The organism is Chitinophaga agrisoli (assembly GCF_008386695.1).
In the GTDB taxonomy this organism is placed as follows: Bacteria; Bacteroidota; Bacteroidia; order Chitinophagales; family Chitinophagaceae; genus Chitinophaga; species Chitinophaga agrisoli.
Genome location: NZ_VUOC01000001.1, coordinates 344,911 through 363,233 on the forward strand (window position 1 = coordinate 344,911; position 18,323 = coordinate 363,233).

Consider the following 18,323-nt stretch of genomic DNA (forward strand, 5'->3'; position numbering starts at 1 on the left):
GCCGCTGTTATCTTTATGTTATGCACCCTGTTTGAATTTTTCCGCATTCTCTGCAAACTGGAGGGCTTCGATCATTTCCTGTACTTCGCCATTCATGAAAGCGTCGAGGTTGTACATAGTCATACCGATACGATGGTCTGTTACGCGGCCCTGGGGATAGTTATAGGTGCGTATTTTGGCAGAGCGGTCACCGGTGGATACGAGGCTTTTACGCTGGGAGGCGATGGCCTCTTCGTGCTTGCGCACGGCTGCTTCGTATATACGGGTACGTAACATCTTCATGGCGATATCACGGTTAGAGTGCTGGCTACGGCCTTCCTGACATTCCACCACGGTGCCGGTGGGGATGTGCGTTAAACGCACGGCGGATTCCGTTTTGTTTACGTGCTGGCCACCCGCGCCGGAGGAGCGGAAAGTATCCATTTTGATATCGGCGTCGCGGATCTCTACGTCCACCTCATCTGCCTCCGGCAGTACGGCAACGGTAGCCGCGGAGGTATGCACCCTGCCGGATGCTTCTGTGGCCGGCACGCGTTGTACGCGGTGTACGCCGGACTCAAATTTGAGGGTACCATATACATCATCGCCGCTCACTTCTACCACGGCTTCTTTATAACCGCCTACAGCGCCGGGGGTTTCGCTGAGGAGGTTGGTGCTCCAGCCTTTATTTTCGCAAAAGCGGAGGTACATACGCAGGAGATCGCCGGCAAAAAGGCTGGCCTCATCACCGCCGGTACCGCCGCGGATCTCCAGGATGGCGTTCCTTTCATCCTGCGGGTCTTTGGGAACCAGCAGGTTGCGGATGGTGGCTTCCTGCTCTTCCTTCTGCAGTTGCAGGGGCTCTGATTCTTCTTTGGCCAGTTCGCGCATCTCATCGTCCCCGCTTTCCAGCACCTCTTTATTGAAGGCGATGGCTTCCAGGAGTTTACGGTAGGCTTCATAGGCCTTTACCACTTTCTCCAGCTGGCGGTACTCCTTGCTCAGCTTCATGAACTGTTTGTTATCGCTTACTATCTCCGGGTTGGTCAGCGCCAATGACACTTGCTCAAACCGGCCTTTTATAGCTTCTAGTTTATCTATCATAGTTATCTTTATCGTGTCCCGTTGCGGAACGGGATTGCAAAATTAACATCATTTAATTTATTATAAGCAACCGGGTATGACCCAACCTATTAAATTAAGCGGCAAGGATCTGTTTAACGGGCGCCAGTTACTGGGCCCAGACAAGGTATTGATACTGGATAAGAGCGGCCGGGTGGCCGATATTGTGGATAAAAATGAGGCCGGCGGTGATATACAGGAGCTGGATGGCATTCTGAGCCCGGGCTTTGTAAATACCCATTGCCACCTGGAATTATCGCATATGAAGGGTATGATCCCGGAAAAAACCGGGCTGCCTGCCTTCCTCACAGCCGTTATGACCCGGCGGGGGGCGCCCTCTCCCGATACAGACGCACAGCTGGCTGCCGCGGAAACCGCGATGTGGGAGCAGGGCATCAGCGCCGTGGGAGATATCTGCAACGGCACGGCTACCCTACCCCAAAAGCAGCAGGGACGGCTGTATTACCACTCTTTTATCGAGTGTATGGGCTTTATAGACGCCGCTGCCGGACAACGGTTTGAGCAAAGCCTGGCGGTATACCGGCAGTTCCAGGAGACCATCAGCCCCCAACACCGCTGTTCCCTGGCGCCGCATGCCCCCTATTCTGTGAGCGCCACCCTGTTTGGCCTGCTGGCCGGATTGGAAAACAATACGCCGCTGACCATCCATAACCAGGAGAGCGAGGCGGAAAACATCCTGTACCGTCAAAAAACAGGGCCATTCCTGGAATTTTATGAGCATTTTGGCATGGACATCAGCGGTTTTAGTGCCGGCCATGCCAGCAGCCTGCAGGCCTGTTTACCGTATCTTTCCGGCAGCCCGCTGCTGCTGGTGCATAATACTTTTAGCGCGGAGGCAGATATGCTGGCGGCCCAGGAACGCGCCCTGCCTGTGTATTGGTGCCTTTGCCCGCTGGCGAACCTGTATATAGAGGACCGTTTGCCGGATATTGATCTGCTACGGCGGACGGGATGTACCGTTGCCCTGGGTACGGACAGCCTGGCATCTAATCACCAGTTATCTATCTGGGCGGAGATACAGGCCATCCGGGAGCGGTATCCGGAGATACCGCTGGCGGAACTATTGCAATGGGCCACTTTTAATGGTGCGCAGGCGTTGGGGATTGGCGACCGGTATGGGAGTTTTGAGCAAGGCATGCAGCCGGGGGTGGTGGTGATTGGGGAAGCCGGCGTTACCAGGGTGGTGTGAGATATTGGCATAGATCAGTGCAAAGGGGTATTTTACGACAGAACAACCATCCTCCCAAAGCCCTTACAGCTGAGCATTTCACGATGAATTAAGAGGAGAAAACCCCTGAAACCCGCTGTAATATGGGAAATATATGGGTTGCATATAAGTGTGATATGGGTTGCATATGGATGACATATGGGGCGGATATTTAGCAAGCCCTTCAATCTATTATAATCCTCCGTTATATTTGCAGCCGCGAAACTTTACTTAACATGGAATCAATACTGGACCAGCAGTTACTGGGCAATCCTATACGTAGCTATCTGATATTGGCGGTAGTGCTGCTGGTGATATTTGCAATAAAACGTTATCTGTCCGGGTGGATCGCCTCCCTGGGCTTTAATCTTATCAAACATTGGTCGCCGCAGATAGAGCGGCGGGAACTGGCCCAGCTGCTGTTACGCCCCCTGGAAACATTCCTGGTGCTGGTGGCTTTTATGCTGACCATTAACCATTTCCGGTTTCCGCCAGCGCTGAATGTAATCATCTATAATAAATACACGCTTAAGGACATGACGGATACGCTGATGCAGATCGCATTCAGCATATGTATCCTGTGGATATTACTGCGGCTTATTGACTTTGTAGCCCTGATCCTGGAAAAGCAGGCAGACCTTACGGAGGATATGACGGATAACCAGTTCATTGTGTTTTTCCGGGACTTCTTTAAGGCGATCATTACCATATTGGGGGTGATCGTACTGATACGGATCCTGTTTGGCTCTGACCTGGTGAACAAGATCATTGCGGGCCTGGGTATAGGCGCTGCCGCCCTAGCCCTGGCCGCCAAGGAAAGCATTGAGAACCTGATAGGCTCCTTTATCATCTTCTTTGACAGGCCTTTCCGTGTGGGGGATAGCGTAAAGGTGGACGCCTACCAGGGTACGGTAGAAAAGATAGGGCTGCGCAGCACCCGCATCCGCACGCTGGAGAAGACATTTGTAACGGTGCCTAATAAAAAGATGGTGGACAGCATACTGGATAACCTGACGCTGCGCACGCAGCAGCGGGTGGCCATGAAGCTGGAGCTGCCTTCTGAACTATCTGCGGATATGGTGCTGAAAGTGGTGCATGATATACAGGGGATCCTGGGGAGCAATAGCCATGTGCTGCCGGGGTTTACTGTCAACCTGCATGATTTTAATAAAGATACGTACCTGGTACAGGTGATCTATAATACCTACATCATAGAGGGCCTGCAGTATGCCGCGCTGCGGGAGACCGTCAACCTGGCGATCATCCGGGCGCTGGAAGAGCAGGGAATAAGGCTGCCCAGCACAAGTACGCGGGTGGATGTGCAGCTGAACGGGCAGGGGTAAAATGATGGTGTCAGGGGTGAAGTGATGGTATATTAACCCAAACGGGCAAGATACAAGATACAGGAGAAGGCAAGGAGAATAGCGGCCTAACAGGGTTAAAATAATATCAGAAGGGCCGGTTAAAAGTAAAATTTACTTTTAACCGGCCCTTCTTGTTGTATAAATTTAGTGATTTATCTGCGGCAAATCATCCGGGATCAATTGTCGCCTTTATCTTTTTTATCACTTTTGAGGAGAATTTTGGCCAGGTCTGCTTCTACGGATTCATCTACGGAGTGGGTGATACGGCCTATTTCCTTGCCTTCTTTCATGACGATGAAGGTGGGCACTTTTTTGATCTTATAGTCCTGGGGGGCGCCGCTATCCAGCTTCTCATCAGCCCCAAAGATCAGCATCTGTGTTTCCGGGCTGCCGGCCAGTACCATTACCTTATACAGACGGGGGAAGAGCTCCCGGCTCTGGGCATCCCAGGTGCCTATGATGGCTACTATATTGAACTTATCGCGGTTGCTTTTGATATAGTTCAGCATATTGTCATTAGGCTGATATTTATTTACGCCGGTATAGAACCAGGCGTAGGCGGTATCGCTTGTTAAGGCTTTCAGATCCAGTTTACCCTTCAGCACATGAGCAGTTTGCGCCTGGCTGGAGAGGGCTGCAAAAAATAGTAAGGTTCCTCCCAGTAATAATGTTTTTAATCTCATATCCATTTTTTTATAATTGATCTTTAAGTTCCGTGAGGAACCCTCGTACTTTAAGCAAAGCCTGTACCATTTCGAAATTACGGGCGGCTAACTTCTTATCTTCTTTTAGTTTTTGCTTGGCGCCTTCGATGGTATACTTGCGTTCGCGGAGCAGGTGATAGATGAGTTTCAGGTGGTGGATGTCTTCCTGCCGGAAGAGGCGGTCGCCTTTGCGGTTCTTTTTGGGCTGGAGGATATCGAATTCATTTTCCCAGTACCGGATCAGGGAGGTATTGACACGGAACATCCCTGCTACTTCGCTGATGGAGTAGTATTGTTTGTCCAGCGCTACTTTATCCAGTTCCTTGATCACGTCTCCGTCATCGCTTACGTCTTTCAACGATTTGCGGCCCCGCTTTTTCTTTTGCGGCGCAGCGGTCACTGGTTCAGCAGGCGCGGTCATTTTATCCGCAACGGCAGCCCTGGCGTCTGGAGGCGTTGTTACTGCCTTTTCCACCTTCTCTACGGGAGGGGTGGCTGGTTCCAGGGAGCCAAAAAGGTCCAATTGGTGCATCATGGCAGAAGATCAATGTGGCAAATATCCACCAAATTAATCAAAAGACTGATTACCAGAGCGGGCTATTTTTAACATCCGGTCAAATTCTTCCGGGGAGAGGTCGTTGAAGAAGAAATATACGGGGTCTACTTTTTCGCCGTTTTTCATCACTTCATAGTGGCAGTGGGGGCCGGTGGATTTACCGGTGCTGCCTACCCAGCCCAGCACATCGCCGCGTTTTACGGTTTGGCCGGCTTTTACTTTGGTGCGGAGCATGTGGCCGTAGAGGGTCTTGTATCCATAACCATGGCGTATGAGCACGTGGTTGCCATAGCCTACATCGCTCAGGCTGGCCTCTTCCACCACACCGTCGCCGGTGGAGTAGATGGGTGTGCCGCTGGGGGCGGAGAAATCCAGGCCCGCATGAAATTTAACGGTTTTATATACTGGGTCTATACGGTATCCGAAGCCGGATGCAATACGTTTCAGGTCTTTGTTGGCCACGGGCTGTATGGCGGGAATGGAGGCCAGCATCTGCTGTTTGTTCTTTACCAGGTTATCTATTTCTGAGTAGGATTTTTCCTGGGAGCGGATGCGGTTCATGAGCTCTTTGAGCAGTACGGCGGTGCTGGCAATGATATCGCTGCTGGCGAAGGACTGGAGCTGGGCCAGTTCTTCTTCTTTCTCAATGGTGCCGGCGCGGGCGCTGTCTGGTATGGGAGAAGCTTCAAATATAACGCGGTAGATCTCGTTATCGCGGTGCTGTAATTCCGTGAGCTGGCCTTTGGCCTCGTTCATACGGTGCTGCAGGGCATCGTATTGTTCCCTCATGTTGTCGATCTCGCGGCGGAGGGACTTTTCCTTGGGCGAATCCAGGAAACGGTAGGATACGGACAGGAATAGTACGCCGGTAACGATTGCGGCAGACAGGAATCCGAGGATCCGTAATACTTTTACCCGTAGGGATACTACGAGCTTCTCGTATTTAAGGGTTTGCGTGTTATAGAAATATTTGACCTTCTTCATGAACCAGGTTAGCTTTTCTTTTAGCCAGGACATTTGTCCTAACGTAGTTCCTTCAGTTTTAGTATTTGGGGCGAACGGGATGAAAAATAGCGGTTAGCTTTGAGCGGTTAGCGCTTAGCTAAAGGCTGTGGCTTTGGGCTGCGAGCTGCCGGCGGGTGAGGCCGGGAGTTGCAGAGCCGTAGGCTTTGAACCGGTAACAGACCATTACCGGCGCACCGGCGGTAACGGCGTACGGCCTTCAAATGCTGTGCGTTAGCATTGGCAGCACGTGTTGCGCTGCAAAACTAACGGTTCGCTTTGAGGGCTGCGAATATGGTTAGCACCTACCGGGCTACACGCCAACGGACAAATGCTACACACCTTATTTTGAATAATGTTACAGGTTTCAATATTTTTGCACTCCCCCTGCAAAATCTATAGATCTGGCAGGGATAGGGGCGTGCAAACCTAATGGAATTAGATTAAAATGGCAATCTTTTGAGTGTCAATTTTCTAAGTACCTACAGTTGGCTTAAAATACAAATTAAAGCCAAATTTAGATCAGACGCAATTTTATTTATAAAGTTTTAAATACATATTAATAGGATATAATACTTTTATGACAGCTTCCGAGATCCGACAGCAATTCCTGGACTTTTTTGCTTCCAAAGGCCACCACATTGTGCCATCAGCGCCTATCGTGGTGAAGAATGACCCTACCCTGCTGTTCACCAATGCGGGTATGAACCAGTTCAAGGACTACTTTCTGGGCAACAAGCCCGCGGCGTGGGCGCGTGTGGCGGATACGCAGAAATGCCTGCGGGTGAGTGGAAAGCATAATGACCTGGAAGAAGTGGGGATCGATACCTACCACCATACCATGTTCGAGATGCTGGGCAACTGGAGCTTTGGAGACTATTTTAAGCAAGACGCCATTGCCTGGAGCTGGGAGCTGCTCGCCGATATTTATAAAATACCTAAGGACCGCCTGTATGTGACCGTATTTGAAGGCGATGCCAAAGAGAACCTGCCCCGTGATGAGGATGCTTACGACTTCTGGAAACAGCATATTGCCGAAGACCGGATCCTGATGGGCAACAAAAAGGACAATTTCTGGGAAATGGGCGATACCGGCCCTTGTGGCCCCTGCTCTGAGATACATGTGGATTGCCGCCCGGATGCCGAAAGGCAGCAGATAGATGGCCGTACCCTGGTGAACGCCGACCATCCGCAGGTGATAGAGATCTGGAATAACGTATTCATGCAGTTTAACCGCCTGAAGGACGGCAGCCTGGTCCCCTTACCCGCTAAACATGTAGATACCGGTATGGGCCTGGAGCGCCTGGTACGCGTACTGCAGGGTAAAACATCCAATTACGATACGGACCTGTTCATGGGCACCATCCATGCAACGGAAAAGCTGGCCGGCCTTAACTATGGCGGTACAGATACCAAACCGGATGTAGCTTTCCGCGTGATAGCCGACCATATACGCGCCATCTCCTTTACCATTGCCGATGGGCAGCTGCCTTCGAATACCGGCGCGGGGTATGTGATACGCCGCATCCTGCGCAGGGCGGTACGCTATTACTATTCCTTCCTGGATACCAGAAAACCGCTGTTGCACGAGCTGGTGCCGGTACTGGCACAGCAGTTTGCACACGTATTCCCGGAGTTGCAGCAGCAGGCAGATTTTGTAAAGAAGATCGTATTTGAAGAGGAAAATAGCTTTTTACGCACACTGGAAAGCGGTATGCGCCGTATTGAGGATGTGCTTAGCAAAGGCGCCGCTAACAAGATCATAGATGGTAAAGCGGCTTTTGAACTGTACGATACCTATGGCTTCCCTATCGACCTTACCTGGCTGATAGCCACAGAAAACGGGTTTACGGTAGACGCGGATGGGTTTAAAGCTGAAATGGCGCAACAGAAGAACCGCTCCCGCGCGGCTACAGAACTGGATACCGGCGATTGGGAAGTATTGGAAGACGCTCCAGTCACCACCTTTGTAGGTTATGAACTGCTGGAAAACACCACCCGTGTAACCAAGTACCGTAAGATAAAAGCCAAAGGCAAAGAGCAATACCAGCTGGTGCTGGAACAAACGCCTTTTTATGCAGAAAGCGGCGGACAGGTAGGCGATACCGGCGTATTATTGTTTGGCGACGAAAGCATTGCCGTTACAGATACCAAAAAAGAGAATGACCTGATCGTTCATTTTACCGATAGCCTGCCGGCCGATATAACTGTACCCGTGAAAGCGGTGATCAACCGCGAACAACGGCAGGATACCGCCCGTCACCACTCTGCCACCCACCTGCTGCACGCTGCGCTGCGCCAGGTACTGGGCACACATGTGGCCCAGAAAGGATCGCTGGTGAATGCAGAGTACCTGCGTTTTGACTTCTCTCATTTTGCCAAGGTAACAGACGAGGAAATGGCTGCCATCGAAGAGATCGTGAATGAAAAGATACGGCAGAATATACCCGTGGTGATCCGCGAAATGCCGCGCGAAGAAGCTATGCAATCCGGCGCTATGGCCCTGTTTGGCGAGAAATACGGGAATGTGGTGCGCGTAGTGATGATAGACCCGGCCTATTCCGTAGAGCTGTGCGGCGGTACCCATGTGGGCGCTACCGGCGAACTGGGACTGTTCAAATTCATTTCAGAAGGCGCTGTAGCCGCCGGCGTACGCCGCGTGGAAGCTGTTACCGGCGCATGCGCGCTACAGTTTGTTAATGAGCAGCTGCAACAGCTGAAGGAGATCAAAGGCGCGCTGAAAAATCCGAAGGAACCAGTGAAAGCGGTGGATAACCTGGTACAGGAAAAAGCCAGCCTGGAGAAACAACTGGCCCAGCTGGAACTGGAAAAAGTGAATGCGCTGGCAGTACGCCTTAAAGAGGAAGTAAGCGCTATTAATGGCGTGAACTTTATTGGAAAGGTGGTGACTGTTGGGAATACAGAGGCGTTAAAACAACTGGGCACTGCCCTTAAGAATATTGATAACCATGTTATAGTGCTGGCGGCTGATGTGAATGGGAAAGCCGGTGTAGCGGTGTTGGTAGCGGATAGTTTGACGGCAGCGAAAGGATGGGATGCTACGAAGATCATTAAGGAACATGTGGCGCCGTTGATCAAAGGCGGCGGCGGCGGGCAGAAATCGTTTGCTACTGCCGGCGGGCAAGAAACGGGGAAATTGGCGGAAGTGATTGAGAAGGTGAAGGGGTTGTTGTGAGAGGGTGAGTGTTGTGGAGAGTGAGGCGTGGTTGGCGAAAGAATTGGAACCCGCATAGGCTGAGAGGCTTATGCGGGTTTAAATTTTTCTTACATTCGCATAAAGCAATGATAATGAAATGAATACATCAGATATCAGGCTGAAACTTTATGAATACATTCGAGTGGCTGATGCTAAAAAAGTAAAAGCGATCTTCACATTGGTAGAGCATGAGATAAACGAAATGAATCATTGGTGGGAGGACCCTGAGGTGCTTGATGAGCTGGATAAACAATCTGAAGCCTTCGAAAGCAGAAAAGAAAAAGGTTCTCCCTGGAAAGAAGTTAAAAAGCGTATTCTGGTGAATAACGCTAAACCCCGCAATAAATGAATTGTACTGAACTGTTATGAACGTTTTGCTTTTTGTTGTTTGGTGGCAGGCTTTTTCGTTACCGTACGTTTCTTACGGCCTGTTTGCCTGTAGTAGGCTATGGCCTCATGGATCATAGATTTGTCCTGCTCCGTTAGCGGCGTGGGATCTACCACAAAATCGACTCCCTTTGGTTCTTTAATGCATCCCATTGTTATTTTTTGAAATATTGATTAATAAGCTTTGCAGCTGCCTCCGGAAAGATAACGCAAACCGGCCAAGCATCCCCCAAAAACCTAATATCCGTTACAACAACATTTCTTAATCTACCTTAAGATTTATTTTATTCCCCCTTCGTTTCTTTGTATCATTAAACAAACGAAGATGTACAACCTGAAAATAATTACCTCTACTACACGGCCCGGCAGAAAAGGACCTGCTATTGCTAACTGGATAGCTAACATCGCTGCACAGAACCCTGAGCTGAACATCGAGATCCTGGAACTGGGCGAGATCAATCTGCCTATGATGGATGAACAGCACCACCCGGCTATGCGTAAATATGAGCATGCCCATACCAAAGCCTGGAGCGCTACCATCGAAAATGCAGATGCTTTCATTATTGTTACTGCGGAATACAATTTTGGTATCCCCGCCCCGCTGAAAAATGCATTGGATTACCTGTTTCATGAGTGGAACCATAAACCGGTGGGTATTGTAAGCTATGGCGGTATATCCGGCGGCACGCGCGCCGCCCAGATGCTGAAGCAGGTAGTGACTACGCTTAAGATGTTCCCTTTATATGAGACAGTGATCCTTCCTTTCTATAGTCAACATATGGAGAACGATCAGTTCAAGGGCACTGAGTCTGCTAATGCTTCTGCACAGCTTATGCTGAAGGAATTACACCGCGTTATACCTGCTATGCAGATCATGCGGGAAGTACAGCCTGCTTAATTCCACAACGGACGTTTTATAATTCGATACTTCTATCTAATAAAAGGGAGCCTATGGTTCCCTTTTAACATTCCATTAAGTCCCCATCCACCGCTTTTTAACTTTTCCTTTGTGCAGATACCCCCTAAATTTGTCGTATTAAAATTTAGTATATCATGGGAAAGTTACTCCAAACGCTGACCCTGGCAGGATTGACCTGCTATGCGCTGCTGACGGCGCCGATAGCGAAGGCGCAGGATGCAGACGCCCCTGGCAAAAAATCCGATAAGCTGGGCGAATATGATGAGATCATCATCAAACGAAAAACTAACCAGGACGGTAAGGTAACCGTCGAGATCAAGGATGGCGAGGTATGGGTAGACGGCAAGAAGCTGGAAGAGTACAAAGATGGCGACCTGACCGTATACCGCCGCAAGATCCGGCCGATGGATGGCAATGCTTTGTCGTTTAATGGCCCGCGTGGCGGCATGTCATTCTTCAATAATGATGACGATGACAACGACGGCGGCATGGTGATTGGTGGCAGTAAAGCCTTGCTGGGCGTGCTTTCTGAAAAGAAAGAAGCTGCAGGCGTTACCATTAAACAGGTATCCAAAGACAGCCCGGCAGATAAAGCCGGCCTGAAAGCAGGTGATGTGATCACCGCGGTAGATGCGGATAAGATCGCAGAGCCGCAGGACCTGTTTGAAAAGATAGGCGAACATGATCCCGGCGATAAGGTAACCATTACCTATCTGCGGGATGGGAAGGAGCACAAAGCGACGGCTACGCTGGATGAGCGGAAAGATGCCGGTACGTTCAACTTTTCACCGGCGCCGCGCGGCAATGGCAATGATAATTTCTTCCGGTTTGCGCCTCCCCGTGGGCGGCAGCCTTATGGCGGCGGCAATGGATTTGGCTGGTTCAATGAAGGCGATAACCGCGATACCCGCCTGGGATTATCTGTACAGGATACGGAAGATGGTAAAGGCGCCCGCGTACTGGATGTGAACGAAGGCTCTGCAGCCGCTAAAGCCGGTTTTAAACAGGATGATATCATTACCTCTATTGGCGGCGAAGAAGTGAACTCTGCCAGGGATGTAGTGAACAGCTATCGTGATAATAAGGATAAAGGCAGTATTACCGCTAAGGTGAAGCGTAATAATAAAGAGCAAACGCTGACCATTACGGTGCCAAAGAAATTGAATAAAGCAGACTTATGATAATGAGGTAGTGGAGTTGTGAGATTAATTTGATATGGTTTTAAGTGTGTGAAGATGCCCGTTTGCCGTAATGGCGAGCGGGCACTTTACTTTATAAGCAGTTTTACATATTTGAGCTTGTTTTTGAAGGGGGGATATTTCATCGGCACATCCAGCCAGGTGGCGGTACGCATAATGCCTTTGGGATGGGTAAAGGTATCGAAGCTGTAACGGCCGTGGTAATGTCCCATACCGCTGGCGCCCACGCCGCCAAAGGGCAGCTCCGGATTGGTGAGGTGTACCAGGGTATTGTTGATGCAGCCGCCGCCAAAACGTACCTGCTCTTCCAGCAGCTTACGGGTGGAGGCCCTTTTTGTGAATACATATAACGACAGCGGATAAGGATGCCGGCGGATGAGCTGCATGGCTTCCTTCAAGTCATCAAAGGCTAGAACGGGCAGGATGGGGCCAAAGATCTCTTCCTGCATAATGGGAGATGACCATTCTACTTCTTCTATCAGGGAGGGCGCTATGTACAGCTTTTCGCGATCTGCCCGGCCGCCGTGGATGATACGGCCCTGTTGCAGATAGGCGGTTAACGTATCAAAGCGGCGGGCGTTGATGATACGGCCATAGTCCGGGCTGGCGGCAGGGTCCTGACCATACTGGTCTACGATCGCCTCTTCCATGGCGGCTATGAGCGCGGCCTTTACCCGGCTGTGCACCAGTACATAGTCCGGCGCTACACAGGTTTGTCCTGCATTCCAGAATTTACCCCATACAATACGCCTGGCAGCCACTTTGATATTTACGCGGTCATCCACCACGCAGGGCGATTTGCCACCCAGTTCCAGCGTTACCGGCGTTAAGTGCTGCGCCGCCATCTCCATCACTTTTTTACCCACGGCGGTGCTGCCGGTAAAGAATACATGATCAAAACGGTGCTCCATGAGGGCGGGTATCACCTCGCTCCCTTCGCCCTGGATGAGGGCAATGTATTGGGGCGGAAAGGTGTCTGCGATAAGCCGTTCGATAACGGTGGCGGTATGCGGGGCCAGCTCGGAAGGCTTGAGCACCGCGCAGTTGCCGCCGGCGATAGCTCCGGCCAGAGGGCCCACCAGCAGCTGAAATGGGTAATTCCAGGGGGCGATGATGAGCGTGAGCCCCAGGGGCGAACGTATGATCTTACTATGGCTGGGGTAATGCTCCAGGGGGCTGGTGACCTCCTCTGGCTGCATCCAGCGTTTGAGGGAGGTGAGTATATGATCTATTTCTGTGTATAGAAAGCCTACTTCGCTGCCGTAGGCCTCCAGCGCGTGCTTGCCCATATCTGCATGCAGGGCCTCCAGGATGGCGTTTTCGTGCTTTTTAATGGCTTGTCTGAGCCGTTTAAGCTGCGTTTTGCGAAAAGCATAGGGCAAGGTGGCGCCGGAATCAAAATATGCTTGTTGGGCGGCATATATATCATTGATATTCATATTGATAATATGCGGATGAGCGATTGTCATACAGAATAACTTCATTACTAATGTACTGATAAAAAGCGAAGGGGCCGCGCAGTGGGCTGGTGGAGCCGGGTGGGCGGAGCGGGTGGGCGCAGCGGGGCCGGTGGATATGAGAAGTGCGGATAAAAATATATCTTCGCCTCCACACATTGCATGGCAGCGTATCTGCACAAATGCACCTTGAATTTTTATGAGCGCGAACATTGACTATAACAAGTATGAGACGGTAATCGGGCTGGAAGTACATGCCCAATTGCTCACGGAGAGTAAGTTATTCTGCGGCGACAGTGCGGCGTTTGGCGGCGCTCCCAATACGCATATCAGCCCTATTACGCTGGGACATCCGGGCACGCTGCCCCGTATGAACCACAAAGCGGTGGAATATGCCGTTAAGCTGGGCCTGGCTTGTCATTGCGGGATAGCGGAGGAAAATTATTTTGCACGTAAGAACTATTTTTACCCGGACCTTCCCAAAGGCTACCAGGTATCCCAACATACGGCGCCCATCTGCAACGGGGGCTTTGTCACTATTATTACCGCGGACGGCGAGCGCAACGTGCAGCTGAACCGCATTCACCTGGAAGAAGACGCCGGTAAATCTATTCACGACCAGGAGCCGGATAACACCCTGGTAGATTATAACCGCGCCGGCGTGCCGCTGGTGGAGATCGTAACAGAGCCGGATATGCATACCGGCGATGAGGCCTATGCCTATCTTACCGCCCTCAGAAGGCTGGTGCGCTGGCTGGGCGTATGCGACGGTAATATGGAAGAAGGCAGCATGCGCTGCGACGCGAACATATCCATCCGCCTGAAAGGCGAAACCACCCTTGGCACCAAGGTGGAGGTAAAGAACATGAACTCCATCCGCAACGTAAAAAGGGCCATTGAGAACGAAGTAAAACGGCAGATAGAGCTGCTGGAGACCGGTGGTACCATTATACAGGAAACCCGCAGTTTTGACGCCTCCAATGGCAGTTCTTTTTCCCTGCGCTCCAAAGAGGAAGCCAATGATTACCGGTACTTCCCGGAGCCGGACCTTGCCCCTTTCCGCCTGAGCCAGGAGCTCATTGGCGGCATAAAAGCGGCCTTACCTGCCCTGCCGGATGAGCTGGTGCAGCAATATACTACCCAATACGGCCTGCCCGAATATGATGCCCGCGTACTGTGCGATGATAAGGCCACGGCGGATTATTTTGCCCAGGTAGTAACCGCGGCGCCCCAGTATAAAGCCGCCGCCAACTGGCTGTTAGGCCCTGTAAAACAATACCTTAATGAACATACCGCAGGTATGGAGCAGTTCCCGCTACCAGCCGCCTCACTGGCAGCGCTGATAACGCTGGTAGAATCCGGCAAGGTGAACTTTTCCATCGCCTCATCCCGTATATTCCCCGAAATGATCCAGCAACCCGGCCGTTCGCCGCTGGAGATAGCTACGGCCCTTAACCTGCTGCAGGATACCAATGCGGACAATATTTCGCCCATTATAGACGAGGTATTGGCTAAATACGCTGGTAAGGTGGCAGAATACAAAGCCGGCAAAAAAGGCATCCTATCCCTGTTTGTGGGCGAAGTAATGAAGCTGTCAAAAGGCAAAGCGGATCCAAAGCTCACCAACCAGCTGCTGCTGGAAAAGCTTAAATAGTGATGAACGGTTAGCCCCGGGCCTGTAAACCACTGTACAAATGGCGGTAAAGCCTGCCGTATGGGCAATACGGCACACTTTTCGTTACATGAGCGGATCACCCCTTATGGGTGATTATTCCTTATTTTTGGGTAATAAAATCATGAAACCATCGGAAACAGGATCGAAAAAATACTTTGCATGAAAAAAATAACATTATGGCTGGCCCTGGGTTTGTTGCTGGCAAGTTGCGGACAACAGACAGAGAAAGGCAATTTTAACATATCGGTGCATTTAGCCAACGCCCCGCTGGGTCCCGTATTCCTGGAAGAGCTAACCCTCAAGGAAGTGAAAGTGGCAGACACCACTACCCTCAAAGACGCAAGCGGTAAATTTACCCTCAAAGGCACTGTGCCGGAGCAGGGCCTGTACCGCATCCGGTTTGGCAACAGTAAATACATCCTGCTGGCCCTGGACGCCGGCGATATGAAGATAGAAGGCGATTATGACAACCTGGATAAGATCAGCATAAAAGGCTCTGAAGCTTCTGCTGCTTTACAGGACCTTATGACGGACGCTAACGCCAAAGGCCAGGCGCTTACTATGGAAATGCGCGCGGTTGACAGCCTGCAGGGCGCCCATCTGCCTGACAGCGTTCTGCAAGAGAAGGTGAAAGCCCTGCAGCAAAAGGAATCTGATCTGCAGCAATCTTTTATCGCCTATGCGGACAAAACGCCTTACCCCGCCAATGCGGTATTTGCATTGAGCATGATCAGCAACCCGGAGATACTGATAGATCAAAAACAGGTGATCACCAACGTGGAAAAACGTTTTCCGGAGAATACGCTGGTAAAAAGCCTTGCCGGCCGTATTAACGAAATTGAGCAGCAGGTAGCTACCGGCGGTAAAGCCAACGCGGACAGCGGCGCTGAAGAAGAAAGCATGTCTGCCGTAAAGGTGGGTGATATGGCCCCTGATTTTACGCTGCCGGATCCTTCCGGGAAGATGGTAAAACTGTCTTCTTTCCGTGGTAAATACGTACTGGTGGATTTCTGGGCCAGCTGGTGCCAGCCCTGCCGTATGGAAAACCCGAATGTGGTAAAAGCTTATCAACAGTATAAGAACAAGAATTTCACCATACTGGGTGTTTCCCTGGACAAAAAGAAAGAAAACTGGGTGCAGGCGATACAGGCAGACGGCCTTACCTGGAGCCATGTGAGCGATCTGAAATTCTGGGATTCTGCCGTAGTGCCTTTATATGGCATTAACGGTATCCCTACCAATTTCCTGATGGACCCTAAGGGTAAAGTGATCGCCGCTAATTTAAGGGGTCCCGCACTGGAGCAGAAGCTGCAGGAAGTAGTGAAATAATCTTTTAAGACCGTATTATATAAAGAATGGGATGGCATCGCTGCCATCCCTTCTTATTTTGTCCTAATTCGAGAGCGTTGTTATGGTTCAATACGCAGGCGGCACTGAACGGGAACAATGGTGCTGTTATCTTCCATTGTTAAGAGGAACATCATGGCCCTTTCTACCAGCGTACCTGCGGTTACAGTTGCCGGGATCACATTGCCGGCGCCGGTTAGTTTGCTATTCCATTCTGTAATGGAGGTAGTGATGGTAACGGTAGTACCATTCACCGTAACAGGCGCATCCAGGTAAGATGTTATAGCGGCGTTGGTTACGTTACCCGGCGTAATGGAGGTAGCACCGGCAATAGCCCTGGTTACTTCTTTGATCTTTACGCTGGCGTTTGAGGGGATGCTCATGGTTATTTTTATAACGCCATCACCACTCAGCTTTAGTTTATAATATGGGTTGAAACCATAGGTGGTAGCCCCATCAAAAGTGACCGGTATCTCCGGCTTGTTATCCTTTACCAGATCGTCTGTGAAGTCTTTGCTGCAGGCGGTGAACATGGTGGCCAGCAGGGCAAAGAATGTTATCTTATTCAATATCTTTTTCATCTGCGATTAGTTTAATCTTGTTTAAGGCAGGCAAGCTTCCCGCCTCATGCGGGAACAGGTTCCACCGTTTCAGTTGCTATCAATCAACGTCCCACCAAACTTTAACGTTGGGTAAAGGCGCGGGTGAAAAGTTAGGGTTCCTGGCCACTTCCTGATCGATATATTGCGCTCTTACCGGGCGTTTACCATCTATACCTACAGCATTCTGGTGTTCTGCCATTACGGGGTAACCGGTACGGCGGTAATCGTTCCAGGCCTCCAGCGGGTTGCCGGTAAGGGCTATGTATTTCTGGGTGATGATCTGTTCTACCTGCTGCGCTACTGTACCACTGAGGGTTACGACGGCAGCATTGGCGGCAAAATAGGCGTCAATAGCCGTGTTCTCCACGCCGGCATCCTGCATGGAGGCGCGGATCCCTTCTTTATACAGCGCATCGGCATTTGCATCCGGGATAGAGATATCCAGGGTAAGCGCGGCCTCTGCCAGTATAAAGGCCCGCTGTGCATTTGTGAGCAGGCGTACAGGGCCAACACCATCCAGGCCGGTGATCACGGTGCTTAACCTGGAGAAAGTGGTATTAGTTGGTATGGTGCCCCTGTAACCATTATCCAGGGTAACAAAATTACCGGAGGGTTTGGTCACCCAACGATCCAGACGGGGATCATTCAGGGCCTGCAGGCGGGTTACGTAACGGGTGCTTACCAGCATCTCATCACGGAAACTGCTCACATTAATTAGATAAAACAGCGGGCTTTGGCTGCCTACTACGTTACCAAACTTAACGCCCATATTCTCCGTGTTTGATTTGATATAGTCTGCAGCCAGCGCCTCGTTAATAACGGTAGCGGCCAAAGCCGGCTCTCTTTTACTGATCTGCAGGGCCAGTTTCATCAGCAGGGTGTAACCGGCTTTTTTCCAGTTGGCGAGGTTGCCGCCGTAGATCAGATCGTCTTTAGTTCCCGGTTTAAGAGCAGAGGTAGCATCCAGATCAGCAATGCCTTCGCGCACCAGGTCAAACAGGCTTTGTATGCCCAGGCCAGCGTTGCCTTTATAGATATCTTCCTGTTTATCCAGGCGGGGCTGCAGCACGCTATTACCTTCTGTGGGGTAATCGCGGCCTTTCAGGGCCTGGGAATAAGGGATATCGCCCCATATGTCTGTTGTAAAGGCAAAGGTATAACCGAGCATGATCTTCCCTACGCCGGAATAGGCCTTGGAGTCCAACTCGTCGCCACGGCGTATCATATCCTTGAAGGCGATCAGGGAGCCGTCATAGAGGTCCAAACGCCATTGGTTGCCAAAGTCTGCGCCGTTGGTGTTGTAGATATCCCAGGTGGAAGGGCTGCCTGCAGTGCCGGTATGGTAGTCCATAATTACCTGGCCAAAGCGGTTCATATCGCCGGCGGCGGCAAAAGCGGCGCCAGACAGGCCGGATGCCAGCAACTGTGCAGGCTGTACTTCCAACGGGTTGTTGGGCGTATCATTTACATCCAGGTATTTTTTACAACTGGTGGTGGCAACCGCCAGTAATACTATGGGTATATATTTAAGCAATCTTGTCGTCATCGTGTACTTGATTTTACTG

Annotated in this window: 16 protein-coding genes; 8 read left to right on the plus strand and 8 right to left on the minus strand. The window is 50.9% G+C overall.

Going from position 1 to position 18,323, the window contains the following annotated elements:
* Positions 1-18: 18 nt before the first annotated feature.
* Entirely contained in the window at positions 19-1,083 is a 1,065-nt protein-coding gene (prfA, locus tag F0L74_RS01415) for a peptide chain release factor 1 (RefSeq protein ID WP_149836058.1), read from the minus strand.
* Positions 1,084-1,159: 76 nt separating this feature from the next.
* On the opposite strand from prfA, the gene F0L74_RS01420 reads away from it, so the two are divergent.
* Together F0L74_RS01420 and F0L74_RS01425 are read left to right on the plus strand one after the other, a co-directional pair.
* Entirely contained in the window at positions 1,160-2,311 is a 1,152-nt protein-coding gene (locus tag F0L74_RS01420) for an amidohydrolase family protein (RefSeq protein ID WP_149836059.1), read from the plus strand.
* Between the two features lie 254 nt (positions 2,312-2,565).
* Positions 2,566-3,672 carry a mechanosensitive ion channel family protein gene (locus F0L74_RS01425; RefSeq protein WP_149836060.1) on the plus strand — a complete coding sequence of 369 codons (1,107 nt, stop codon included), beginning with the start codon at positions 2,566-2,568 and terminating at the stop codon, positions 3,670-3,672.
* A gap of 197 nt (positions 3,673-3,869) precedes the next feature.
* On the opposite strand, the gene F0L74_RS01430 is transcribed toward F0L74_RS01425, so the two are convergent.
* Genes F0L74_RS01430 through F0L74_RS01440 form a run of 3 tightly spaced genes read right to left on the minus strand, consistent with a single transcriptional unit; the run spans position 3,870 to position 5,937 of the window.
* Positions 3,870-4,376, minus strand: coding sequence for a thioredoxin family protein (locus tag F0L74_RS01430; protein WP_149836061.1), 507 nt, complete (start codon positions 4,374-4,376; stop codon positions 3,870-3,872).
* A gap of 10 nt (positions 4,377-4,386) precedes the next feature.
* Positions 4,387-4,932: a MerR family transcriptional regulator gene (locus F0L74_RS01435; RefSeq protein WP_246197597.1), complete on the minus strand. Its 546-nt coding sequence runs from the start codon at positions 4,930-4,932 to the stop codon at positions 4,387-4,389.
* A gap of 33 nt (positions 4,933-4,965) precedes the next feature.
* Positions 4,966-5,937 (minus strand): M23 family metallopeptidase, encoded by a 972-nt coding sequence (locus F0L74_RS01440; RefSeq protein WP_149836062.1) that lies wholly within the window; start codon positions 5,935-5,937, stop codon positions 4,966-4,968.
* Between the two features lie 598 nt (positions 5,938-6,535).
* Here F0L74_RS01440 and alaS point away from each other — a divergent pair.
* Both alaS and F0L74_RS01450 read left to right on the plus strand, forming a co-directional pair.
* Positions 6,536-9,151: an alanine--tRNA ligase gene (gene alaS / locus F0L74_RS01445; protein WP_149836063.1), complete on the plus strand. Its 2,616-nt coding sequence runs from the start codon at positions 6,536-6,538 to the stop codon at positions 9,149-9,151.
* A 118-nt stretch (positions 9,152-9,269) separates the two neighbouring features.
* Positions 9,270-9,521 (plus strand): hypothetical protein, encoded by a 252-nt coding sequence (locus F0L74_RS01450; RefSeq protein ID WP_149836064.1) that lies wholly within the window; start codon positions 9,270-9,272, stop codon positions 9,519-9,521.
* 14 nt (positions 9,522-9,535) lie between these two features.
* Here F0L74_RS01450 and F0L74_RS33190 read toward each other — a convergent pair whose 3' ends face one another.
* On the minus strand, positions 9,536-9,712 hold the full coding sequence (locus F0L74_RS33190; protein ID WP_188315820.1) for a hypothetical protein: 177 nt from the start codon (positions 9,710-9,712) through the stop codon (positions 9,536-9,538).
* Positions 9,713-9,884: 172 nt separating this feature from the next.
* Between F0L74_RS33190 and F0L74_RS01455 the strand changes: the two genes are divergently transcribed.
* Both F0L74_RS01455 and F0L74_RS01460 read left to right on the plus strand, forming a co-directional pair.
* A complete protein-coding gene (locus tag F0L74_RS01455; RefSeq protein ID WP_149836065.1) occupies positions 9,885-10,457 on the plus strand; it encodes an NADPH-dependent FMN reductase in 573 nt (190 codons plus the stop codon).
* 155 nt (positions 10,458-10,612) lie between these two features.
* Entirely contained in the window at positions 10,613-11,659 is a 1,047-nt protein-coding gene (locus tag F0L74_RS01460) for a PDZ domain-containing protein (protein WP_149836066.1), read from the plus strand.
* 86 nt (positions 11,660-11,745) lie between these two features.
* Here the strand turns inward: F0L74_RS01460 and F0L74_RS01465 are convergent, their stop codons facing one another.
* Positions 11,746-13,146 (minus strand): aldehyde dehydrogenase, encoded by a 1,401-nt coding sequence (locus F0L74_RS01465; RefSeq protein WP_246197598.1) that lies wholly within the window; start codon positions 13,144-13,146, stop codon positions 11,746-11,748.
* Between the two features lie 187 nt (positions 13,147-13,333).
* Between F0L74_RS01465 and gatB the strand changes: the two genes are divergently transcribed.
* Positions 13,334-14,788 carry an Asp-tRNA(Asn)/Glu-tRNA(Gln) amidotransferase subunit GatB gene (gene gatB, locus F0L74_RS01470; protein WP_149836067.1) on the plus strand — a complete coding sequence of 485 codons (1,455 nt, stop codon included), beginning with the start codon at positions 13,334-13,336 and terminating at the stop codon, positions 14,786-14,788.
* 180 nt (positions 14,789-14,968) lie between these two features.
* Positions 14,969-16,138, plus strand: coding sequence for a TlpA disulfide reductase family protein (locus tag F0L74_RS01475; protein ID WP_149836068.1), 1,170 nt, complete (start codon positions 14,969-14,971; stop codon positions 16,136-16,138).
* A gap of 80 nt (positions 16,139-16,218) precedes the next feature.
* Here F0L74_RS01475 and F0L74_RS01480 read toward each other — a convergent pair whose 3' ends face one another.
* Positions 16,219-16,737: a hypothetical protein gene (locus tag F0L74_RS01480; RefSeq protein ID WP_149836069.1), complete on the minus strand. Its 519-nt coding sequence runs from the start codon at positions 16,735-16,737 to the stop codon at positions 16,219-16,221.
* Between the two features lie 79 nt (positions 16,738-16,816).
* Entirely contained in the window at positions 16,817-18,304 is a 1,488-nt protein-coding gene (locus F0L74_RS01485) for a SusD/RagB family nutrient-binding outer membrane lipoprotein (RefSeq protein WP_149836070.1), read from the minus strand.
* Positions 18,305-18,323 lie beyond the last annotated feature (19 nt).